Origin of the sequence: Acetobacterium carbinolicum, from assembly GCF_047456275.1 — a bacterium.
GTDB classification, from domain to species: domain Bacteria; phylum Bacillota; class Clostridia; order Eubacteriales; family Eubacteriaceae; genus Acetobacterium; species Acetobacterium carbinolicum.
In genome coordinates this window covers 2,211,023-2,231,141 of the sequence record NZ_CP173357.1, presented here as the reverse complement: position 1 = coordinate 2,231,141, position 20,119 = coordinate 2,211,023, and the positions used below count along the sequence as shown (strand labels likewise).

Annotated in this window: 19 protein-coding genes; 11 read left to right on the top strand and 8 right to left on the bottom strand. The window is 45.4% G+C overall.

Annotated features, from left to right (window positions below):
- Positions 1-5: 5 nt before the first annotated feature.
- Positions 6-1,193 (top strand): anaerobic nitric oxide reductase flavorubredoxin, encoded by a 1,188-nt coding sequence (locus ACIZ62_RS10380; RefSeq protein WP_414150123.1) that lies wholly within the window; start codon positions 6-8, stop codon positions 1,191-1,193.
- Between the two features lie 263 nt (positions 1,194-1,456).
- Here ACIZ62_RS10380 and asrC read toward each other — a convergent pair whose 3' ends face one another.
- From asrC to hcp, 4 genes are all read right to left on the bottom strand, one after another.
- The gene (gene asrC, locus ACIZ62_RS10375) at positions 1,457-2,425 is read right to left on the bottom strand and encodes a sulfite reductase subunit C (protein ID WP_414150122.1); all 969 of its coding nucleotides are present in this window, start codon (positions 2,423-2,425) and stop codon (positions 1,457-1,459) included.
- A 10-nt stretch (positions 2,426-2,435) separates the two neighbouring features.
- Entirely contained in the window at positions 2,436-3,263 is an 828-nt protein-coding gene (gene asrB, locus ACIZ62_RS10370) for an anaerobic sulfite reductase subunit AsrB (RefSeq protein WP_414150121.1), read from the bottom strand.
- Positions 3,264-4,277: an anaerobic sulfite reductase subunit AsrA gene (asrA, locus tag ACIZ62_RS10365; protein ID WP_414150120.1), complete on the bottom strand. Its 1,014-nt coding sequence runs from the start codon at positions 4,275-4,277 to the stop codon at positions 3,264-3,266.
- A gap of 183 nt (positions 4,278-4,460) precedes the next feature.
- Positions 4,461-6,017 carry a hydroxylamine reductase gene (gene hcp / locus ACIZ62_RS10360; RefSeq protein ID WP_111886728.1) on the bottom strand — a complete coding sequence of 519 codons (1,557 nt, stop codon included), beginning with the start codon at positions 6,015-6,017 and terminating at the stop codon, positions 4,461-4,463.
- 376 nt (positions 6,018-6,393) lie between these two features.
- On the opposite strand from hcp, the gene ACIZ62_RS10355 reads away from it, so the two are divergent.
- From ACIZ62_RS10355 to ACIZ62_RS10315, 9 genes are all read left to right on the top strand, one after another.
- The gene (locus tag ACIZ62_RS10355; protein WP_414150119.1) at positions 6,394-8,385 is read left to right on the top strand and encodes a GAF domain-containing protein; all 1,992 of its coding nucleotides are present in this window, start codon (positions 6,394-6,396) and stop codon (positions 8,383-8,385) included.
- A gap of 19 nt (positions 8,386-8,404) precedes the next feature.
- Positions 8,405-8,878, top strand: a complete 474-nt coding sequence (locus ACIZ62_RS10350) for an HAD family hydrolase (RefSeq protein ID WP_414150118.1) — start codon at positions 8,405-8,407, stop codon at positions 8,876-8,878.
- 108 nt (positions 8,879-8,986) lie between these two features.
- Positions 8,987-9,541, top strand: a complete 555-nt coding sequence (locus tag ACIZ62_RS10345; protein ID WP_414150117.1) for a glycerol-3-phosphate responsive antiterminator — start codon at positions 8,987-8,989, stop codon at positions 9,539-9,541.
- Between the two features lie 247 nt (positions 9,542-9,788).
- Complete coding sequence (locus ACIZ62_RS10340; RefSeq protein ID WP_111886732.1) at positions 9,789-11,288, top strand: FGGY-family carbohydrate kinase; 1,500 nt, start codon at positions 9,789-9,791, stop codon at positions 11,286-11,288.
- 183 nt (positions 11,289-11,471) lie between these two features.
- Positions 11,472-12,230 (top strand): SDR family NAD(P)-dependent oxidoreductase, encoded by a 759-nt coding sequence (locus ACIZ62_RS10335; RefSeq protein ID WP_414150116.1) that lies wholly within the window; start codon positions 11,472-11,474, stop codon positions 12,228-12,230.
- 119 nt (positions 12,231-12,349) lie between these two features.
- Positions 12,350-13,807, top strand: a complete 1,458-nt coding sequence (locus ACIZ62_RS10330; protein WP_414150115.1) for an NAD(P)/FAD-dependent oxidoreductase — start codon at positions 12,350-12,352, stop codon at positions 13,805-13,807.
- Positions 13,804-15,120: an NAD(P)/FAD-dependent oxidoreductase gene (locus ACIZ62_RS10325; RefSeq protein WP_414150114.1), complete on the top strand. Its 1,317-nt coding sequence runs from the start codon at positions 13,804-13,806 to the stop codon at positions 15,118-15,120. The genes ACIZ62_RS10330 and ACIZ62_RS10325 overlap by 4 nt, the downstream gene beginning before the upstream one ends.
- Positions 15,117-15,539 carry a DUF1667 domain-containing protein gene (locus ACIZ62_RS10320; RefSeq protein ID WP_414150113.1) on the top strand — a complete coding sequence of 141 codons (423 nt, stop codon included), beginning with the start codon at positions 15,117-15,119 and terminating at the stop codon, positions 15,537-15,539. The genes ACIZ62_RS10325 and ACIZ62_RS10320 overlap by 4 nt, the downstream gene beginning before the upstream one ends.
- Positions 15,529-16,389: a class II fructose-bisphosphate aldolase gene (locus tag ACIZ62_RS10315; RefSeq protein WP_414150112.1), complete on the top strand. Its 861-nt coding sequence runs from the start codon at positions 15,529-15,531 to the stop codon at positions 16,387-16,389. The genes ACIZ62_RS10320 and ACIZ62_RS10315 overlap by 11 nt, the downstream gene beginning before the upstream one ends.
- Positions 16,390-16,577: 188 nt before the next feature.
- Here the strand turns inward: ACIZ62_RS10315 and ACIZ62_RS10310 are convergent, their stop codons facing one another.
- Positions 16,578-16,946: a hypothetical protein gene (locus ACIZ62_RS10310; protein ID WP_414150111.1), complete on the bottom strand. Its 369-nt coding sequence runs from the start codon at positions 16,944-16,946 to the stop codon at positions 16,578-16,580.
- A 355-nt stretch (positions 16,947-17,301) separates the two neighbouring features.
- Here ACIZ62_RS10310 and ACIZ62_RS10305 point away from each other — a divergent pair, with 355 nt between their 5' ends.
- Complete coding sequence (locus ACIZ62_RS10305; protein WP_414150110.1) at positions 17,302-17,808, top strand: hypothetical protein; 507 nt, start codon at positions 17,302-17,304, stop codon at positions 17,806-17,808.
- Positions 17,809-17,908: 100 nt separating this feature from the next.
- Here the strand turns inward: ACIZ62_RS10305 and ACIZ62_RS10300 are convergent, their stop codons facing one another.
- The 3 genes from ACIZ62_RS10300 to ACIZ62_RS10290 form a co-directional block, all read right to left on the bottom strand.
- The gene (locus ACIZ62_RS10300) at positions 17,909-18,028 is read right to left on the bottom strand and encodes a diguanylate cyclase domain-containing protein (RefSeq protein WP_414151854.1); all 120 of its coding nucleotides are present in this window, start codon (positions 18,026-18,028) and stop codon (positions 17,909-17,911) included.
- 51 nt (positions 18,029-18,079) lie between these two features.
- Positions 18,080-18,769 (bottom strand): PolC-type DNA polymerase III, encoded by a 690-nt coding sequence (locus tag ACIZ62_RS10295; RefSeq protein ID WP_414150109.1) that lies wholly within the window; start codon positions 18,767-18,769, stop codon positions 18,080-18,082.
- Positions 18,770-18,943: 174 nt separating this feature from the next.
- Positions 18,944-20,002: a DUF3089 domain-containing protein gene (locus tag ACIZ62_RS10290; RefSeq protein ID WP_111886741.1), complete on the bottom strand. Its 1,059-nt coding sequence runs from the start codon at positions 20,000-20,002 to the stop codon at positions 18,944-18,946.
- Positions 20,003-20,119: the final 117 nt, after the last annotated feature.

Here is a 20,119-nt window from a genome sequence, read left to right as displayed (position 1 = left end):
TTAAAATGAAAAAACGAATTAAAAATAACGTGAGCTGGGTAGGTAAAGTCGATTGGGAGCTGCAACAGTTTCATGGCAATGAATTTTCAACCAATCATGGCTCCACTTACAATTCCTATTTAATCGAGGAAGAAAAGACTGTTTTAGTCGACACGGTCTGGTTACCCTATGCCAAAGAATTTGTGGAAAACTTAACGCAGGTAATCGATTTGAATGAGATCGACTATATTGTCGCTAATCATGGGGAAGTGGATCACAGTGGTGCTTTGCCGGAATTGATGGCGCGAATTCCGGATGTTCCCATTTACTGTTCCGAAAACGCAGTAAAGTCTTTAAAGGGTCAGTATCATCAGGACTGGAACTTCAATGTCGTGAAAACCGGAGATAAGCTGGACGTCGGCAATGGCAAAGAATTGATTTTTGTGGAAATGCGGATGCTCCATTGGCCGGACAGCATGGCCACCTATCTGACCGGAGACAATATTCTCTTTAGCAATGATGCCTTTGGCCAGCATTATGCTACCGAAAAACTGTTTAATAAGCTGGTCGATCAATGCGATTTGTATCAGGAAGCGATAAAATACTATGCCAATATTCTAACCCCCTTTAGTGCCATATTGCGAAAGAAATTAGACGAAATTATTGCCTTTAATCTGACCATTGATATGATCGCCACCAGCCATGGCGTTATCTGGAATGACAATCCGATGCAAATCATTGAGAAATATGCCCAGTGGGCAGGAGATTATCAGGAAAACCAGATCACGATAATCTATGACACGATGTGGAATGGTACTAAAAATCTGGCCGAAAATATTGCCGAGGGGATTAGCCTGACCGATCCAGATGTTTTAGTAAAAGTCTTCAACCTGTCAAAAAGTGATGAGAATGACTTAATTACCGAAGTCTTTAAAGCAAAGACGGTGCTGATTGGTTCGCCGACCATTGGTGGCAGTATCCTTCACTCCATCGCCGGCTTTGTTCATTTGATGAAGGAGCTTAAGTTTAAAAATAAAAAAGCTGCCGCCTTTGGCTGCTATGGTTGGAGCGGTGAGTCAACTAAGGTGTTAAATGAATGGCTGGAAGGCGCCGGATTCGAAATCATCAACGAGGGTCTGAAAAATCAGTGGAACCCCGATGATACTGAGCAGATATCAGCCATCGACTTTGGTAAAGAAATCGCCAAAGCCTAGAAGCTGATCGATTCAACGCAAAAACGACTTAATCATGATTCGATTAAGTCGTTTTTTACGATGCTCTTATCTTTTACAAACTAATCCAGTACCGACAATTATCAATCGAGTTGTGTAGCATCAGAGTGGACACGGCGATAGCCTGCGTGAAGGCAACGAGCCAATCACTAAATAAGAAATTTCTAATTTTTTATTAGTGTCCGATTCCGTAGCGAACAACAGATTAACAATTGGTCGGTACGGCTGTTGCCGAAACCCTTGTTTCAATCGTAGTGAATACCGCCCCAGTAAACCGGGCTTTTAACGATGGTGCGGGGATCCAGTTCCACGCCTTCCAGAGCCCACTTTTTATATTCTTCAAAGCCAGTGCGGTCGATGATGTAGCCGATGTGTTCTTTGCCGCCGGGTGCTTCCCGATTGATGTAGTTTTCTACAAATCGATAGGTATTTTTAATAATTTTGACAATCGCGTCTTCGGTCGCCCAAACCAGAAAATCTTCGGCCAGCCGGGGGTTTCGTTTTCCGGTTCGGCCCATAATCGCCAATCGGTAGTAGGTTTCCGGGCTGCGGGTCCAGGCCCGGGTTGGGCAGTTGATCACACATTCGCCACAGCCGACACATTTTTCGGTGTTCCGGACAATTCGGTAATTCTCTACTGACAAAGCATCCACCGATTTTTTCTGGCAGGCTTTAACACAGGCCAGACAACCCATGCAGCGTTCTTTTTGATACTGGGGTTCGGTCATCCCGATGATCCCAAAATCCTGCATCCGGGTTTTGATGCAGTCATTGGCACAGCCGGTGAAGGCGACCTTAAAATGGAGATCATTGGGAAAGATTTCCTGCTCCATTTTCTTGGCAAAATTAGTGGTATTATAGGTGGCAAATGGACAGGTATTACTGCCGATACAGGCAGAGATATTGCGCGTGCCGGCTGCGGTATAGCCTTTGCCGGGGATTTCCTGATTAATATCCAATTTATCAATAATCGGCTGTAGCAGCGCATTGACGGCGTCCATATCGGTATATTTAATACCCGGGATTTCAAAGCCCTGACGGGTGGTTAAATGGATGCGGCCATTGCCATAGGTTTTTGCAATGTTTTGAATCAGCGGCAGCAGTTCCGCCGTTAATAAGCCGCCGGGAACCCGGACTCGTGAGGCGGTTTCCCCACGGACCTTGGTGACGCGATAGGCATTCTTCTTTATCTTCTTGGTATTTAGATCTAACATGGCACTCCTCCTAATCCTTTAAAAATTTTCCCTTGGTGTAGTTAAAAACCGGACCGTCCAGACAAATATAGGTATCATCGATTTTACAGTGCCCGCATTTACCAATGCCACAGCACATTTTTCGCTCCTGGGAGATCCAGATATTTTCTTCTTTGAATCCGACATTAAAAAGCTCGGTGATCGTGCATTTCATCATCATCGGTGGTCCCACCACAATCCCGATCGCTTCGTCAGTGTTTTTAATCGGGATTTCCGGAATGTATTGGGTAACCAGTCCGCATTTGCCGCAATAGCCGTCGACCGGGGTATCCACGGTCATAATGACATTGATGTTTTTTTCCCACTCTTTGAAGTCTTTTTTAAAGAGGACATCGTTGGGCGATTTAAAACCTACTAACAGGGTAAAGCTTTTACAGTCGTTGGGATGGGCCGAAAAATAATCGACGATTCCTTTCACTGGCGAAAGACCGGTGCCGCCAGCAATCAGAATAATTTCTTTGCCCATATAGTTGGTGATATCAAAGCCATTGCCATAGGGTCCCCGAAGGAACAGGGTATCGCCGACATAATTTTCGAAGATTTCATCCGTAACCTTGCCAACTTTACGAATGGTCAGATCAACCGTGCCATTACCGATGCCGCTGACCGATATGGGGGCTTCGCCAAACTTGGGTAGCGATACCTCAAAAAATTGTCCCGGTTTGACCTCGCCGCGATAGGTCATCCGGAAGGTAAACTCAATTTCAGTATGTTTGATCACGTCGACGATTTCCGAAAGGAAAGGAAGATAAGGATTATCTGAATTCGTTGTATGAGACGCAGTTGTTGTCACAGTCATTTAAATTTCCTCCTTTGCAGCATCATTTACCAAATCACTCAGTTTATTAATGCAATTGGCAAAAGAAATATATTCCGGACAGACATCGTCGCAGCGGCCGCAGCCGATACACATATGGGTGCCGAAGCGTCGTTTATAATCGTTTATCTTGTGCATCACCTTAAAGCGCATCCGTTGGCCCTTGTCATTTCGAAACGCATGTCCGCCGGCCATATCAGTGTAGCCATCAACATGGCAAGAAGCCCAAACCCGCCGCCGTTCGCCGGCTTTGCCGTTGTCGGTGTAGAAAATATCCTGCATTGTGAAACAGGTACAGGTGGGACAAACAAAGTTGCATCGTCCGCAGGCAATGCAACGGTTGCCGTAATCTTCCCAGAATGGAGCGTCAAACAGGGTCTGGGGAACCGTTTCAGGAATCGTCACGACGGTGTCATTGGCAGTGACAGAATCAGGAATCACTGATGATGGTGGTGCACCGGCCAAAGCGGTGTCCAGGAGATCCCAGTGACTGTCAACCAGCACGGTTTCACCATCAACCTTTATGTAAGCGTCATAGTCGTCGCTTTTCTGGGTGCCCATCGAAACGCAGAAACAGTTATCAAACGAGTTTTCGCAGCCGATTAAAATAAATTTGGTCTGATCCCGCAGCCTTTTGTAATAGCTATCAACGGCACCGTTTTCCAGATAAATGGTATCCATTCGTTTAAGACCGTGCAGATCACAGCTGCGTAAAAACACAATCGCCCCTTTTTTGGGCACATCAGACTCCTTTATTTCATTTTCAGTAAAATAAAAAAGTGTTTCAGAGATGGGGAGTAAGACCTCTTTAAAAGAGTAGTCTGATTTTTCGGCAAATTCGATTTCAGATAGATCTGCGATTTCGCCGTAACGAATGGTGTCGATATCGGTAAAGGTGCCATCGCCGACAAACCGCTTGGGGGCATAAATAATGAAGTCTTTTGAAAGGTCAGAAAAAATAGCATTGATTTTCTCTGGCGTAGTTTGGTAACCCATAAACAAGTCCTCCTTCAAGTTTTTTGGTAATCATTGCGGTAAAGAGTGAAGTCTGCCAAAGGCCCTTTTCAGGGGAGTTTTGACAGACTTTTAATTTGGTTGATGATGTTAACAATTGATCGGTACGGTAGTATAAAGAAAACCCGATGGTACCGACCACACTTTTTCAATAGCGAGTTGGTTTTAACCCAGTAATTTTGCCATATCAGCTTCTGGGGTGGTGATTGGTCCGATGTTGTAGTTTTCAACCAGCACGTTTAAAACGTTGGGTGAAATAAAAGCGGGTAGTGATGGTCCTAATAAGATGTTCTTGATGCCGAGGTGTAATAAGGTCAGTAAGATACAAACCGCTTTTTGTTCGTACCAGGATAAGACCATGCTTAGCGGTAATTCGTTAACATCGCAATCAAAAGCGCCAGCCAGAGCCACAGCCACCTGAATGGCCGAGTAAGCATCATTGCATTGGCCCATATCCATCAGTCGTGGCAAGCCGCCGATGGTGCCCAGATCAAGATCGTTGAAGCGGTATTTACCACAGGCCAGGGTTAAGACAATCGTATCAGCCGGTGTTTTTTCAACAAATTCGGTGTAGTAGTTACGTCCGGTTTTAGCCCCGTCACAGCCTCCAACCAGGAAGAAGTGTTTGATATCGCCAGCTTTTACAGCTGCGATGACCTTGTCAGCAACGCCTAGAACAGTGCCATGACCAAATCCGGTTAATAGTGTTTTACCGCCATTGATGCCGGTCATTTCCTTATCTTCCGGGTATCCGCCCAGTTCCAGCGCTTTTTTTATCACTGGGGCAAAATCTTTTTCTTTGCCAACATGGATCATGTCGGGGTATTGAACCACATCGGTGGTGAAAATACGGTCAGAATAGCTTTCTTTCACTGGCATAATACAGTTGGTGGTGAAAAGAACCGGGGCTGGTACAGCAGCGAATTCTTTTTGCTGATTTTGCCAGGCTGTCCCAAAGTTTCCTTTTAAGTGGGTATGTTTTTTGAGTCCTGGATAAGCATGAGCTGGCAGCATTTCACCGTGAGTATAAATATTGATGCCCTTGCCTTCGGTTTGTTCCAGCAATAATTTTAAATCATGTAAATCATGACCCGTGATGATAATAAAAGGTCCTTTTTCAATGGTTAATGGCACTTCTGTTGGTACCGGGGTGCCATAGGTTTCGGTATTAGCTTTATCCAGCAATGCCATGCATTTTAAATTAATTTCGCCGGTTTTGAGTACCAGTGGCAGTAACACGTCCATGCCCAGATCAGAGCCGACAGCAGCGAGTGCTTCATAGAAGAAGGCATCGACTTCAGGGTCGTTGTAACCCAGGATTGCGGCATGATGAGCATAGGCAGCCACTCCTTTAACACCTAAAAGGATCAGCGTTTTCAGGGATCGAATATCTTCATTATCATCCCAGAGTTTTGCCATATCATAATCTTCGGCGGTTGGATCCAGATCAGCTTTCATTTTGTCAACACAGTCTACCATTACTTTAAGACTCTCATCATCAAAACTGACATTGGTAACAGTAGTGAATAATGCTTTTTTGATACAGGCGTCGGTGGCCGGGGTAGCCGCTGTTTTTTTTACGGCTTTAGACAGCCCAATACAGGCACCGACTAATTTATCCTGGAGACCGGCAACTGGCGCTGTTTTACCACAGACTCCCTTGACCTCACATCCGGTTCCTTTGGCAGTCTGTTCACATTGAAAACAAAACATGTCTTTCATTTTTTACCTCTCTCGTAACTATTTTATTTGTTAACCCGTATCAACGGGGAATAACCTTTGTAAAATCACTTCTCTTATAAATTACCCATAGATAGTGAAAAATAACGATTTAATCGTATTTATTTATTTAAACATCCGTTTAACTAAATATTTATCCAAACTATTGCGTTTTTTTAAACTGACGATAACATAATGATACTACATGTTTTTCTGTTTGACGGTTGCAAATGCAACATAGAATAAAAATATTTCTTCTTTTTATTGATATCTCCTGTATAGAAATATTCTCTTGAAATAGAAATCCTATCTTTTATTCTGAAAGTCATTGTGATATGATTTGTTTAACTAAGTGCAATCATTAGAAATGAGGAACACCATGAGCCTGAAAATGAGTAAGTTGCTGGATATTGAAAAATACTTGTTGCTGGAACTGGTTTATTTTCATTTGCCATCCCAGTATAAAAATCAGATTACCCGGGAAACCCCGATAAAATTGGATGAATATATCGATCTGATAGAGCAGTGTGGCTGTTCGACGTATCCTGGTTTTATTAGTCGCTCTCGGCATGGGAGCCAATACAAAAGAAGAAGGCAGGCTCATTTTAAGCGAATTTACGCATCCAGCGATAACCTGGACGATGTTATTATTACTGGTTATCGTAATGATAATTATGGTTGCTACGGTAATTCCGACGATAAGATTAAATCCAGCTTTGTTGGCCTTGCCATGGAAGACTGCGAAAATAACGGGGCGGTGGTTTTTAGCGGTTGTGAACAGATGGATCTCAGCAGTATTGTTCTGGACTGGGGCGGCTGTCTGATTGCTTCGTTGGGCGTGGTCACCGCTCATCATCATAAAGCGATCGATTTTTTCGACTACTATATGACCGGGATTCTGGGGGAACGTAATCTTTTCGGACATTCTAAAGGTGGTAATCTGGCCACATACGTTTATATCAATCGGCTTGACGAAAACACTAATGCTTATTGCGTTAATGCCCAGCCCTATTGTTGGTACACCATGAGTGACAGTCAGAAGGCGGCCTTAAAAACAGATCGATTTGAGTATATTGTTCATGCCAATGACCCCACTAGAAAGGCCAGCTATGTGTCTTATATCAGCCGTACGGCCCCTCTTAACCGCTATGCAAACCGACATTTTATTGATATTCATGGCTTTGCTGAGGTTAGTTTTGACGAATTTGGAAATCTGGAAGGTACCCGGGTTATCCGGGAAACCAATAGCCGACTGAAAACCCGATTTTTTAACGACTATGCCACTGAAAAGCGTTTGACCCACGATGAATGTTTGGCCCAGTTCCAGGAAAACATTGACAAGATCATCTCACTGCCCCGGCTATTAAGCACTACCCTGGACGAAATCCTATTGGTAACCGAGGCTCAAGCGGCAATTATCTGGCTTCGAGATGAAGATACCCGGGGGTCATTTATTTATCCATTAATTATTAAAGGCCCCCGGGCAGAAGATCTTTATCAACTGAAACTGCGCCCGGGACAGGGGATTGCAGCCCAATCAGTCTTTGCTGGATTGCCACTATATATCAAAGATTTCCGTCACTACCGGCTACAGGTTGGTAGTCTGAAGCGAGCTATGGGTTTGACCATTACCTCTGAAATTGCGGTGCCGTTGGGAATTGATGAATCGGAGGTTTTTGGCGCCTTGGAGCTGGTTAACAAACAAAATGGTTTTTTTTCAGTGGAAGATTTTGCTCTGGTCAATGAAATGACCCTGGTAATGTTGGATGTCTTTAAAAAATCCGGTAAATCTCTGGATAATTATCGTGATTTTTCTTTGTTACAGATCCGAAAAGGTGGAAAGCCGATCTTTGCGGTGGAAAAGAACGGTTATCAGGAAGAAAACTTTATTACCCAAGAAGAGAAGAGCTTTTTTTTTAAAAAAATCATGGGTCAGTCTTTAGAATCCGATGAGCGGTTGATTTTTAACCGGGTCACATTTACCAGGGACAAGCAGGATCAGTTAAAACGATTGCGAAAGCAGGAATATGTGATGATCTTTGAAAATTCGCATTTGCGGGTTAGCAAAACCCGGGTCAAGACAGTGTTGGTTGCGCTGCTTTTACATCTCCGGGAGAATCGGATCAACCTAAATGCACTGGCAAGCATGATTGGTCTTGAGGACAAGATGAATACTTCTATTAAAGATCTTAGTGGCGCTGAATACATCCGCCTGGAATATGGCATGGCACGAATCCGGCGACCCCAATTGATTATTGTCAACACCCCGCCTCGGGGTGTTAGTACCGCCGCCTTTTTGGCTTTGTGCAGTCGACTTAAGAAAGACTGCGAGAAGAAAGTGGCCACTGTGATTGTACTTACGGACAAATGATGAGAAAGAGAGGTTAGTGATGATAAATCTAAAAATTCCCGGCTATGAGACCATCACAGTTGAGCATGTGACCTTTGATTATAACGGTACCCTGGCAGTCGATGGCTTTCTGGTGAAGGGGCTTAAAGAAAGACTGGTGGCTCTTACAAAGCTGGGGGTGGACGTGTATATTCTTACCGCTGATACCTTTGGTCTGGTGCGAAAGCAATGTGGCGATCTGCCGGTGACCATTGAGATTTTTTCAAAAGATAATATTTCAAAAAAGAAAAAAGCCTTCGTTGAGTCGATCGGTGGAGCGACTAATGTTGCCATCGGAAACGGCAACAATGATCGGGAAATGTTTTTAGAAAGCCGGCTTTCCATCGCTGTGATCGGAACTGAAGGCTGTTTTGTAAAGTCACTGCTGGCAGCGGATATTGTCGTGAACAGTCCGCTGGATGCTCTGGATTTATTATTAAACTCAGACCGGATGGTCGCTACTCTAAGGACGTAGACGATCGATAATGATCAGTGCTTTTAAGCAAGTGATAATGTTACTGCTTAAAAAAATGTTGACGGTTTCATTCCCCTTGTGCTATGATCTAGTCAATGAGGAGATAAAATGAGTTGGATTGATTTTACAGAATTTCAGGTTATTCCTTCAATTCGCAGGCTGGGTGATTTAGAAATTGCGCTTAATAGTGATGTTCAGGTCGTTTTACTCACTGAAGCCCACATTGCCAATCTGCAGGAGCTGGTTAAACTGGTACATGCAAAAGATAAGAAGGCGCTGATCAATCTGGAGTTGCTGGGTGGTTTTGGAAAAGATCACGTGGGAATGAAGCTATTAAAAAACTATTACCATGTGGATGGGGTCATGTCAACCGACAGCGGTAAGCTGGGGATGGCAAAACAATGTGGCCTCGTTACTTTTCAGCGATTTTTTCTTCATGATTCGCGATCTTTTGAGACCGCGCTTAAAATTATTGAATGTTCACGGGTTGACGGAGCTGAGCTGCTACCGGCGATCATGGCTCTGGATTGTTATCAAACACTGATGGCGGCGGCAAAAATTCCCTTATTAGCGGGCGGATTTGTCCGGGACCGGGAAATGATGAGAAAGATTAAAGCATGTGGTTTTAAGGGTTTGACGGTCAGTGACAAGTCGCTGTGGTAACGTGATTTTTGATATAGGACATTAAAACAAAATAGAATGTGCCGGATGGTAATTGTGTGAGTCCTGCTTAATAAATGTGATAAATTATATCACATTTATTAAGCAGGACTTTTTTTCGTGAGAAAAGGGGGTATTGAGGAAGGGAAACAAAACGTAATTTATCATACTGTAGGGGCAACAGCAGTTGCCCGCAAAGGTTAAACAATCAAATCGTTCTAAATTTAAAAATATAATTGGAGGCTACAAAATGGGAAAATATTTACTGGGTCTTGACAATGGCGGCACCATGATTAAAGCGGCACTTTACGATTTAAAAGGAAACGAGGTGGCAATTTCTAGCTCCAAAACAGCCATGTACCAGCCGGAACCGGGCTTCACCGAACGTGACGTCGAAGAAATGTGGCAGGCCAATGTCAAAGCGATTAAAGGGGTGATCGCCAAAGCCGGTATCAATGGCAGTGAGATCATCGGGCTCTCCGCCACTGGTCATGGGAACGGCCTCTATCTGGTTCGAGCTGATGGTAGCCAGACTACCAATGGCATGATCTCCACCGATGTCCGGGGCCGGGAATACGTTATTAAATGGCAGAAAGACGGCACTCATGATAAGATCTTGCCTAAAACCATGCAGAGTGTTTTTGCGGGACAGCCCACTACTCTGCTAAGATGGTTTATGGATCATAAACCCGAGGTACTGGAAGAAACCCGTTGGATTTTCATGTGCAAGGACTATATCCGTTTCCGGTTAACCGGGGAAGCTTATGGGGAAATTGCTGATATGTCCGGTTCCAGTCTGATGAATGTCCGGGATGTGAAATATGACCGGGATCTGCTCAAAGACATGGGGCTTGAAAGCATTTATGATAAATTGCCGCCACTGCGTTATTCAGGGGAAGTCTGCGGCACGATCACCAAGGAAGTGGCCGAACTGACCGGTCTGTCTGAAGGAACCCCAGTGGCCGGGGGCTGTATGGATATTCACGCCTCAGCAATGGCAGTGGGAATCACCGATGAGGATAAAATGTGCGTGGTGGCCGGGACCTGGAGCATCAATGAATATATCAGTAAAAAACCGGTAGTTGACAAGGACTTGTTTATGACCTCCATTTATCCGATCCCCGGTTATTGGATGATCCTGGAAGGCAGCCCGACCTCGGCCAGTAATCTGGAATGGTTTTTAACTGAAATCCTTCGGGATATTGATCTCAAAGAGCAGGATGTCTATGAGTATTCCAACCATTGTGTCAACTGTGTGGCCGATGAAGATTGTGGCGTGGTCTTCCTACCCTTTTTATACGCCAGCAATGTCAACATCAATGCCAAGGCCTGTTTTGTCGGATTGTCCAGCTATCACAACCGGGATAATATGCTAAGAGCCGTTTACGAAGGGATTGTCTTTAGTCATAAGTATCATATTGAAAAGTTGCTTAAATATCGTAGTGCCCCAAAGAGTATCCGCATAGCCGGTGGGGTGGCTAAATCCCGGGTTTGGGTGCAGATGTTTGCAGATATTCTTAAGGTACCTATTGAAGTCACTGAATGTACCGAACTGGGGGCACTGGGAGCAGCGATTTGTGCCGGGGTTGCCACTGGCGCCTATGAAAGTTTCAAGGCGGCTTCGGATGTGATGGTGGAAATTGCCTTTACTGCGGTTCCCGACCCCACTAAACAGGCCCTTTATGAAAAGAAGTACAACCGCTATCTGAAGGTTATCAATGCGCTGGATGGGATCTGGGACGAATATTAAAGAAGGCCATTCAGCAATTACCGAGGAACGTTATGCATCGCTTCGTAGGGGCGAGGGTCTGACCCCGAGGTCATTATCAATCGCCCGTAAACGTTGATCTCAAGAAAACGCTTGCAGGCGGGTACTACCCGCCCCTACGAACCCATAATGGACAAATATGTAAAAAAACGGGAGACTAAGAAAATGGATTTAAAATTAAAAGGAAAAAACGCCATCATCACCGGGGGTTCCCGGGGAGTGGGACGGGCGATTGCTCTGGGGCTAGCAGCAGAAGGCGTTAATGTGGTGGTAACAGCCCGAAAAAAATCGAAAGAACTATCAGAAGTGGTGGAAGAAGCTAAATCCATGGGGGTAAATGCCTATCCTTTGGGGGTAAGCATGAATAATGCCGATGATGTGGGAGAAATGATGAAGGCGGCCGAAGCGCTGCTGGGAGATCTGGATATACTGATCAATAACGCTGGGATCTGGTTAACCGGATGGATTCAGGATATCCCCTTATCGGACTGGGAAGAGACCATGGATGTGAACTTGACAGCGCCTTTTCTCACCTCTCAGTATTTTGCCAAAATCAATCTAAAAAAGAAGCGACCCGGGCGGATTATTAATATTAATTCTCAGGCGGCCTTTAACGGCTCTACCACTGGCCATGCCCACTACGCTGCCAGCAAGGCGGGGATGGTAGCATTGACCATTTCCATGGCCCGGGAGCTGTCGTCTAAAGGGATTACGGTTAACGGCATTGCCCTGGGGATAGTTAACACCGATATGATAAGGGATAACTTAGAAGCCAACCCCGGTTATTACGAAAGCCGGATCCCCATTGGTCGAGTGGCTCAGCCGGAAGATGTGGCCAACATCGCAGTTTTTATGGTCTCGGAACCGGCATCTTATCTCACTGGCACAACCATCGATGCGACCGGAGGAATGCTAATGCGGTAGGGTATTTAAATGGAACATGGGTTGCAAGACGGACGTCTGCGGGCGGGTAGTACCTGTCCCTACGAAGCAGAATAAACAACGGCGTAAAAAACACACACCATTTACGAAAGGAAAAGAGAATGAATCATTATGACATCATCATCATTGGGGGCGGTATCACTGGTACGGCCATTGCCCATGAATGTTCAAAATATAAACTGACAGCCGCCCTGTTAGAGCGGGGCACCGATATCGGTATTGGTGCTACCAAAGGAAATGGCGGGGTCGTTCACCCCGGCTACGATCCCACTCCAGGCAGTCTGAAAGCAAAGATCAATGTTCGGGGAGCCAATCTTTATCCCAAACTAGCCAGGGACTTAAATTTTGGTATTATCAATCCGGGTATGTTTGTGATCGGGTTTACCGATGCCGATGAAGCGGCGTTAAAACACAAGCTAGAGTTCGGTATCAAAAACGGGGTGCGGGATCTGGCCATTATCAATGCCGACCAAATGCGAAGCCGTGAGCCCCACCTGGCTGCCAATGCCAGGTATGCTCTTTATGCTCCCACAGCCACCGTGGTGGACCCCTTTGAGGTGGCCATCGCCTTTGCTGAAAATGCTAAAGCCAACGGTGTGGCGATTTTGACGAGTCAGCCAGTAACCGCGATACAAAAAAAAGCGGACGGCAGTTTTCTGATTAACACTCCCGATCAACAATTGTCCTGCTCCTATATCGTCAACGCAGCGGGCAACCATGCTGATGATGTGGCCAGGTTGGCAGGGATTTCTGAATACCAGATGAAGCCGCGGCATGGGGATCTGCTGGTGTTGGACAAGGATATGGTCAATAAGCCCAAAACGGTGATGTTCCCCTGTCCCGGACCGGATACCAAGGGGATTGCCTGTATTCCAACGGTTCATGGCAATACCATTGTTGGTTCTACCGCGACCATGATGGATGACAAGGAGGCACTCAACAACTATGCCCCCGGAATTCAGGCTTTGATTGATGGGGTGCATAAGATTTTACCGGAACTCGACGCCGGTAAAATTATCCGCACCTTTGCTGGGCTTCGGCCAGTGGTGCTGAACAACAATAATGATTTTTTCATTGCCGAGTCGCTAACTGTCAAAGGTTTTATTCATGCCGCTGGAATTCAGTCCCCGGGGGTAGCCTCAGCACCGGCGATTGCCGAAACGGTCCGTGATCTGTTGGATGATGCCGGACTTGAAATGAAACTAAAACCGGATTATAATCCTTTTCGGGAGAAAAAACCTGTCTTTGGGACACTGTCCATTGACGAACAGGATTTCCTGATCCAAAAGAATCCTGCCTATGGACGGATTGTCTGTCGTTGTGAAACGGTCACCGAGGGTGAAATCGTCGATGCCATCCACGGGATCATTCCGGCCCGCACCTTGGATGCGATTAAACGCCGGACTCGGGCCGGGATGGGGAGATGCCAAAGCGGCTTCTGTCAGTATAAGGTCATTTCTATTCTGAGCCGGGAGTTGGGGCTGCCAGTTTCTGACATCTGTCTGGAAGATCGGGGCTCACAACAGCTCTGTGGATCGGTTAAGGGAGGTGTGAAATGAAACAGTTAAATTATGATGTCGTCATCATTGGTGGTGGTCCGGCTGGTATGGCGGCGGCCCTGAAAGCCAACGAAAAGGGTGCCACCGTTGCCATTATCGAACGTAACGACGAACTGGGAGGCATTCTTAATCAGTGTATTCACAGTGGTTTTGGGCTCAGCTATTTTAAGCAGGAGCTCACCGGACCGGAATACGCCGAGCTGTTTATTAATCAGGTGGCAACTACCGGTATTGATGTATATTTAAAAACCATGGTCATTGATTTATCCCAGGATCGTCAAGTTAAAGCGATGAATGAAGATGGCATGCTGCTTCTCTGTGCCGGGGCCATTGTGCTGGCCATGGGGTGTCGGGAACGGACCCGGGGTGCGATTAAAATTCCTGGTTCAAGACCGGCTGGAGTCCTCACCGCCGGACTGGCGCAGCGGTATGTAAACATCGAAAACCGTAAACCCGGGGAACGAATTGTCATTTTGGGTTCCGGTGATATCGGTCTGATCATGGCGAGACGGTTAACCCTTGAAGGTATGCAGGTTCTGGGGGTGTATGAGCTGATGCCATATGCTAACGGACTATACCGAAACATTAAAAACTGTCTGGATGATTTTGATATCCCCCTCCATTTGTCAACCACGGTAACTAATATTATTGGCCATCCTCATCTGGAAGCTATTGAGGTGGCTAAGGTTGACGAAAACTTTAAGGTGATTGAAGAAACCCGAGAAGTAGTCCCCTGTGATACTCTGCTGCTATCCATTGGTCTGATTCCCGAAAATGAGCTATCCCAAAAATCCGGAGTCAGTCTAAATCCCCGGACTAACGGTCCGTTGGTTAACGAAGAGCTGGAAACTGACCAGCCAGGAATCTTTGCCTGCGGAAATGTCCTTCACGTTCACGATCTGGTGGATAACGTCACCCTGGAAGCCGAAGCTGCCGGAGCTGCTGCCGCTGTCTATGCTTTGCAGCAAAAGGTAGAGGCAATGGCTGGTGAAAACAGATCGGCCAAAAATAAATCAACTATTCCGCTGGGACCCGGAGAAAATGTCGGCTATACCGTGCCAGCTAAACTGACCAGCCCGACTAAAAAAGCGGCACGAATTTTATTCCGGGTGCGAAAACCGCTAGAAAATGCCGAAGTTATCATTCAATCCGGTAAAAAAATTATATATCAAGGTAAACCCAGAGCCTTTAAGCCCAGTGTGATGGAAGAGGTACAGCTAAACCCAGACGAAATAAATGGATTAAAGGCTATGAGCGATCAAAATAGTGTAGCGCTACCGATAATCGTATCGGTCCGGGAGGTGAAACAATGAGTCGTTATAAAAGTGAAATTAAAAGTGAAATTAAAAGTGAAGAAGAAATAAAAGTTTGCTGCACCACCTGTCCCAAGGAATGCGTTATTACGGTTCATCTAAAAAAGGGCGTTATGGACAGAGTGGAGGGAGAAGGCTGTAAGCGGGGTAAAAAGTTTGCGCAAAAGGAGATTACCACGCCAGAAAGAACATTAACCAGTACAGTTATGGTGAAATGTGGTGACAAAGCCTGCCTATTACCAGTAAAAACGGCCGGCCCCATCCCCCAAAAAGCCATGGCTCTAGCCCTGGACGCGATCCGCAAAACGAAGCTCACCGGCTCCTGCCAGATGGGGGATGTAGTCATTGCGGATATCTGCGGCACCGGGGTAGATGTGGTGGCTTGTCGAAGTATTAAGGAGGAAAATCATGCGTGTTAATCTCAGTAAAATTTTAGCGGATGCCAATCACAAAGGATGCGGAATCGGGGCGTTTAATACACCCAATCTGGAAAGTGTTCAGGCGGTGATCGCTGCGGCAGAGACCCTGAACCAGCCGGTGATCATCATGCATGCCCAGATTCATGAAAGCCTTGTTCCCCTGGAAGTGATCGGTCCGGTAATGATCCGGTTCGCCGATCAGGCCAAGGTAAACGTCTGCGTTCATCTGGATCATGGCGAAGATCTGGGTTACCTGCTTCACGCCATGAAAATGGGTTTTACCTCAGTGATGTATGATGGCTCGAGGTTGCCCTATGAGGAAAATCTGGCCAACACCCGGGAAATTGTCCGGGTGGCCCATTATCTGGGGGTATCGGTGGAAGCTGAGCTGGGCCGGGTGCTACGACCAGAAGGCGGGGGCGTTCCAGATCCCGAGGAAGAAGCCCTGACCCCGGAAGCATGCTACACCGATCCAGCGATGGCTAACGCCTTTGTGGCGGCCACTGGGGTGGATGCACTGGCGATTGCCTTTGGCACTGCCCATGGCGTTTATGAAGCCGAACCCTGTCTGGATTTTGATCGGATCGCAGCGATTCACGAATTGGTGGAGGTACCATTGGTGATGCATGGTGGTTCCGGGGTATGTGCGGCTGACTTCCGCAAAGCCATCGCATCCGGGATTTCAAAAATCAATTACTTTACATATATGTCCCTGGCTGGAGGTCAAGCGGTTAAAGCCTATTCTGATCAAAACCCAGGTCGGGACCTGCGCTTTGATGAAATTGCCGAGATTGCCCGGGTTGCCATGCAGGCTGATGTGGAACGGGCGATGAAGGTGTTCCGGGGTTAAGTGAGTGTTTGTCATTTTGTCTTGGGATTGATAAAAGTTAAGGGACGGGCTAACGTAAAAAAATCCTTTTGATGTATATCGTCACCGTTGAAAAAACTGTGACGATTATCAAAAGGATCCTTAATATAATGTGAATATTTTTGTGACTATCGGCTAAAACTGGATGTACACACAGATTAAATCAGTTGTTATTTTTTGCCATCTGAATCGGCCATGAAATTATGCATATTTCCAGCATTATTTTTTGCCAGTTCTTCAGCTTCGCTATAAATACCATCTTCGTTTTCTTCAACCACTTTTTCTTTTTCCGCTAATTCGCCAGCTTGTGTATAAATACCTTCGGTTTGATCGGATTCTACTGGGGAATGTTTTATTTGCTTGTCAACTTTTGGGTTGTGACCGTCTGGATCAGCCATGAATGTGCGAACATCTTCGCGATTTGCCTTTGCTGCTTCCTCAGCTTCACCATAAATAGGATCTACACCACTTTTGATATTTTTATCTTTTGCACCAAGTTCCTCGGCATTGCCGTAAACGCCTTTTTTTTCGTTATCCATGTTTCTACCTCCTGAAAATTGTTTTTCTTATATTATAATACCCTAAAAAAAACAACTCAAACATGAGATTAAAATAAGAATAAAAGGGAAGTCTGAAATAAGTACTTCTGATTTTTCATGTGGCGGGTTTTAATGAAATAAAAGTGTGATTGCAGTTTACATAACCCAATTGATGATGTTTACAGGTTTTAGATTTTCTTAAACGAAACTGAAAATATCTGATCCTTAAAGTGCCGAATGGGGTCTGACACCCGATTGACACAGAAACGTAATATTATCATCTCAGGAAAACAAAAGACGCAGCGACGCAACTAACCGTTTCGCGACGCCAAAAAAACATAAGGAGATGTGTAAAATGAAACGTTTATCAAAATTATTAACTGTCCTTCTGCTGGCTTTCACCTTGGTGGGTTCCATGGGAGTTGTGATGGCGGAAGGCAATGACTTCGGGTCGGCGGGAGCGCTGGCTGACGACAACTTGACGCTGGAGGAAATGCTGACCTACGCAATTCAGGATGAATATGCTGCCGAAGCAGAGTACGCTAAAATCATTGAAACCTACGGATCGGTTCGACCATACACTAACATTGTCAAGGCAGAAGCCAAACATATTGCAGCACTGACACCGCTTTTTGAAGCCAACTGCTTAGAGGTTCCAGTTAACGACGCAGCCAGTCACCTGGTCTTGCCTGCATCCTTGAAAGAAAGCTACGACATTGGTGTCCAGGCTGAGATTCTGAATATTGACATGTACAACCGCTTTCTAACGCAAGAACTACCAGACACTGTTCGTAACGTGTTTGAATCACTGAAAAAAGCATCCGAAAGCCATCTGGCAGCATTCCAGCGAAAAGCTAACTAGTCAGCTAGAATCGTTAGGCAGATTTTAAAACTGAATAAACCAAAAAAGAGAAATGACCGCTGGTCTTTCTCTTTTTTTCGATCTATAGAATTATTTTTTCCTATTGCAGAATCGTATTGCGGCCGGATCTTTTGGCCTGGTAAAGTAAGCGGTCGGCAGTCTTGATCAATTCACTGATGCTGGTATGGTCCCATTGGACAATTTCGCTACTAATCGTCAGATCGATGGTGTCGTGATAAAATCGGCGATTACGCGAAAGAAGAGGTTATAATTAAACAGAAATTCGGGCAAACCGTTCCATGCTGGCTGACATATTCTGACATTTTTTTTTGTAGGGGGAGTGTTTATGTTTAAACTCCGAGGCCAGTATCAGGGTATCCAGTTCTTCCACGCAGGCGATTGAGCCATCGTGGTATTTTAGCGACTGGAATAAATTATTACTGACCAGGCAGTCAGATAGAGCCCGGTGAGCATTGGTATTCTGGATGGCGCATTTTTCACACAGAGAAGTTAGTTGATGATTGAGAACCGATCTTTGCCGTTCTCTAAATAGATCAATAATATCGATAAAATCGTTGGTCAGATCATGACCGATCGTTATTTTACAGTGATCGTACAAAAAATTTACATCAGAATTAACCTTATGGCCAATTAATATATTGTCGCCGATAAAGGAAACGAAAGCGTCTAATACCTCAGCAATGGGGTTGGCATCGGTGAGCATATTATTGGTGATACCAGTCAGATTAGTAATATAAGAACTGATGGGGTTCTTTGGTTTGATTAGCATTTGAAAGACGGATGTGATTTTATCGTTGCGGACTTTAACAGCGCCGATTTCAATTATTTCACAGTTTTTGGGACTGAATCCGGTCGTCTCAATATCAATGATGACGTAATGATCCGGAAATTCAATCAGACTATTGCCTTTTTTTTCTCGAAGTATTCCATATTTATTCATCGGTTATTCTCCTAACAAGTTACTCTCTTTTTGCAGTTGGTCGTTTTTAATTGGTACTGCGTTATATTTATAACCAATTTGGAAGTGATTATTCATCTTAAATCATTGAAAAGATAAAAAAACTCAATTCTGCAGATACAGAACTGAGTTTTCTAGTTTTACTTTAACAAGTACTTATTTAACTTCTTTCAGGTAGTTTGCCACCCGCTCTTCGGCGTTGGCCCGGATATTGAAATAGTAGAAAGGAAAATCAAAGGTATGGAAAACGCCCCGGCCAAAGGTACCACCACCGGGTGCATATTGATCGACACTAACGGTGCTGCAGATCAGGACATTTTTGGTATTATCGACCTTGGCATCGGCAAAATTCATGACCTTTAATGGGGTGCCATCGGCATTTTTGACCACAGACCCATCCGCATTTAATTGGAGGGAACCAAGATTGTCAGAGGCTGGTGCGACCGTTTCTTCGGTGGTCCAGCTAATTGGGTTGATAACATGGGCGGTGGGCAGAACCACACCATCAGAGCCTTCAATGGTAGGGGCCTGGGTATTGTAGGAAACAATGACCCCAGTGTCACCAGAGCCAGAGGCAAATTTGAGGTCAGGATTTTCAGCCAGGTAGTCATCGGTAATGGAATAGCCAAGGACATAGGCGGCTACCATCCGTTTGTAAACGTCCGGGTGTTCTTTCATGTAATCCTGCAATATATAGATCATTACGTTGGAGCCCTGGGAATGACTGGCCAGAATAAAGGGTCGGCCATTGTTGTAATGCTCGATATAGTATTCAAAGGCGGCAGTGGCATCAGTCAGCGGCACGCCTTTAACGATGTCCTGTTGTTCCTCAACATCCATCGCCAGGGTGGAGCCGGCGTCATCCTGACGGTAGTAGGGAGCAAAGATATTAGCTGAGGTTTCAAAGGCAGTGGCTTGTCGGTCATAGGCCAGTTTGGACTGTTGCAGCATGACTGGATTGTCGATTTCACAGATAATCGGGTCATCGGCGTTTACCTTGGCCCAGGCAGAGGGGTACAGGTAGAACACGTCCACCTCTTTGGTTATTTCAGCCGGAACATTGAGCCAGTGTGCGCTCTGGCTGTAATCCGTGGGGACGATGGCCTCCGAGGTTTCAATCTGGGCACCATCTTTTTTTGCGGTAGTACATCCGGCAACCACCAGACAACAGATGACAAACGCCAGGGAGACTGATAGAATGATTTTTCTTTTCATGTTGTTCTCCTTTATTTTGATTTAAATATAATTTAACGTTTTCATTATAAGGGGAAATGGGTGAAAAGTATAGAGACATAGTTGTAAAAGTACGGAAAATACTTTGGGATAAAAATT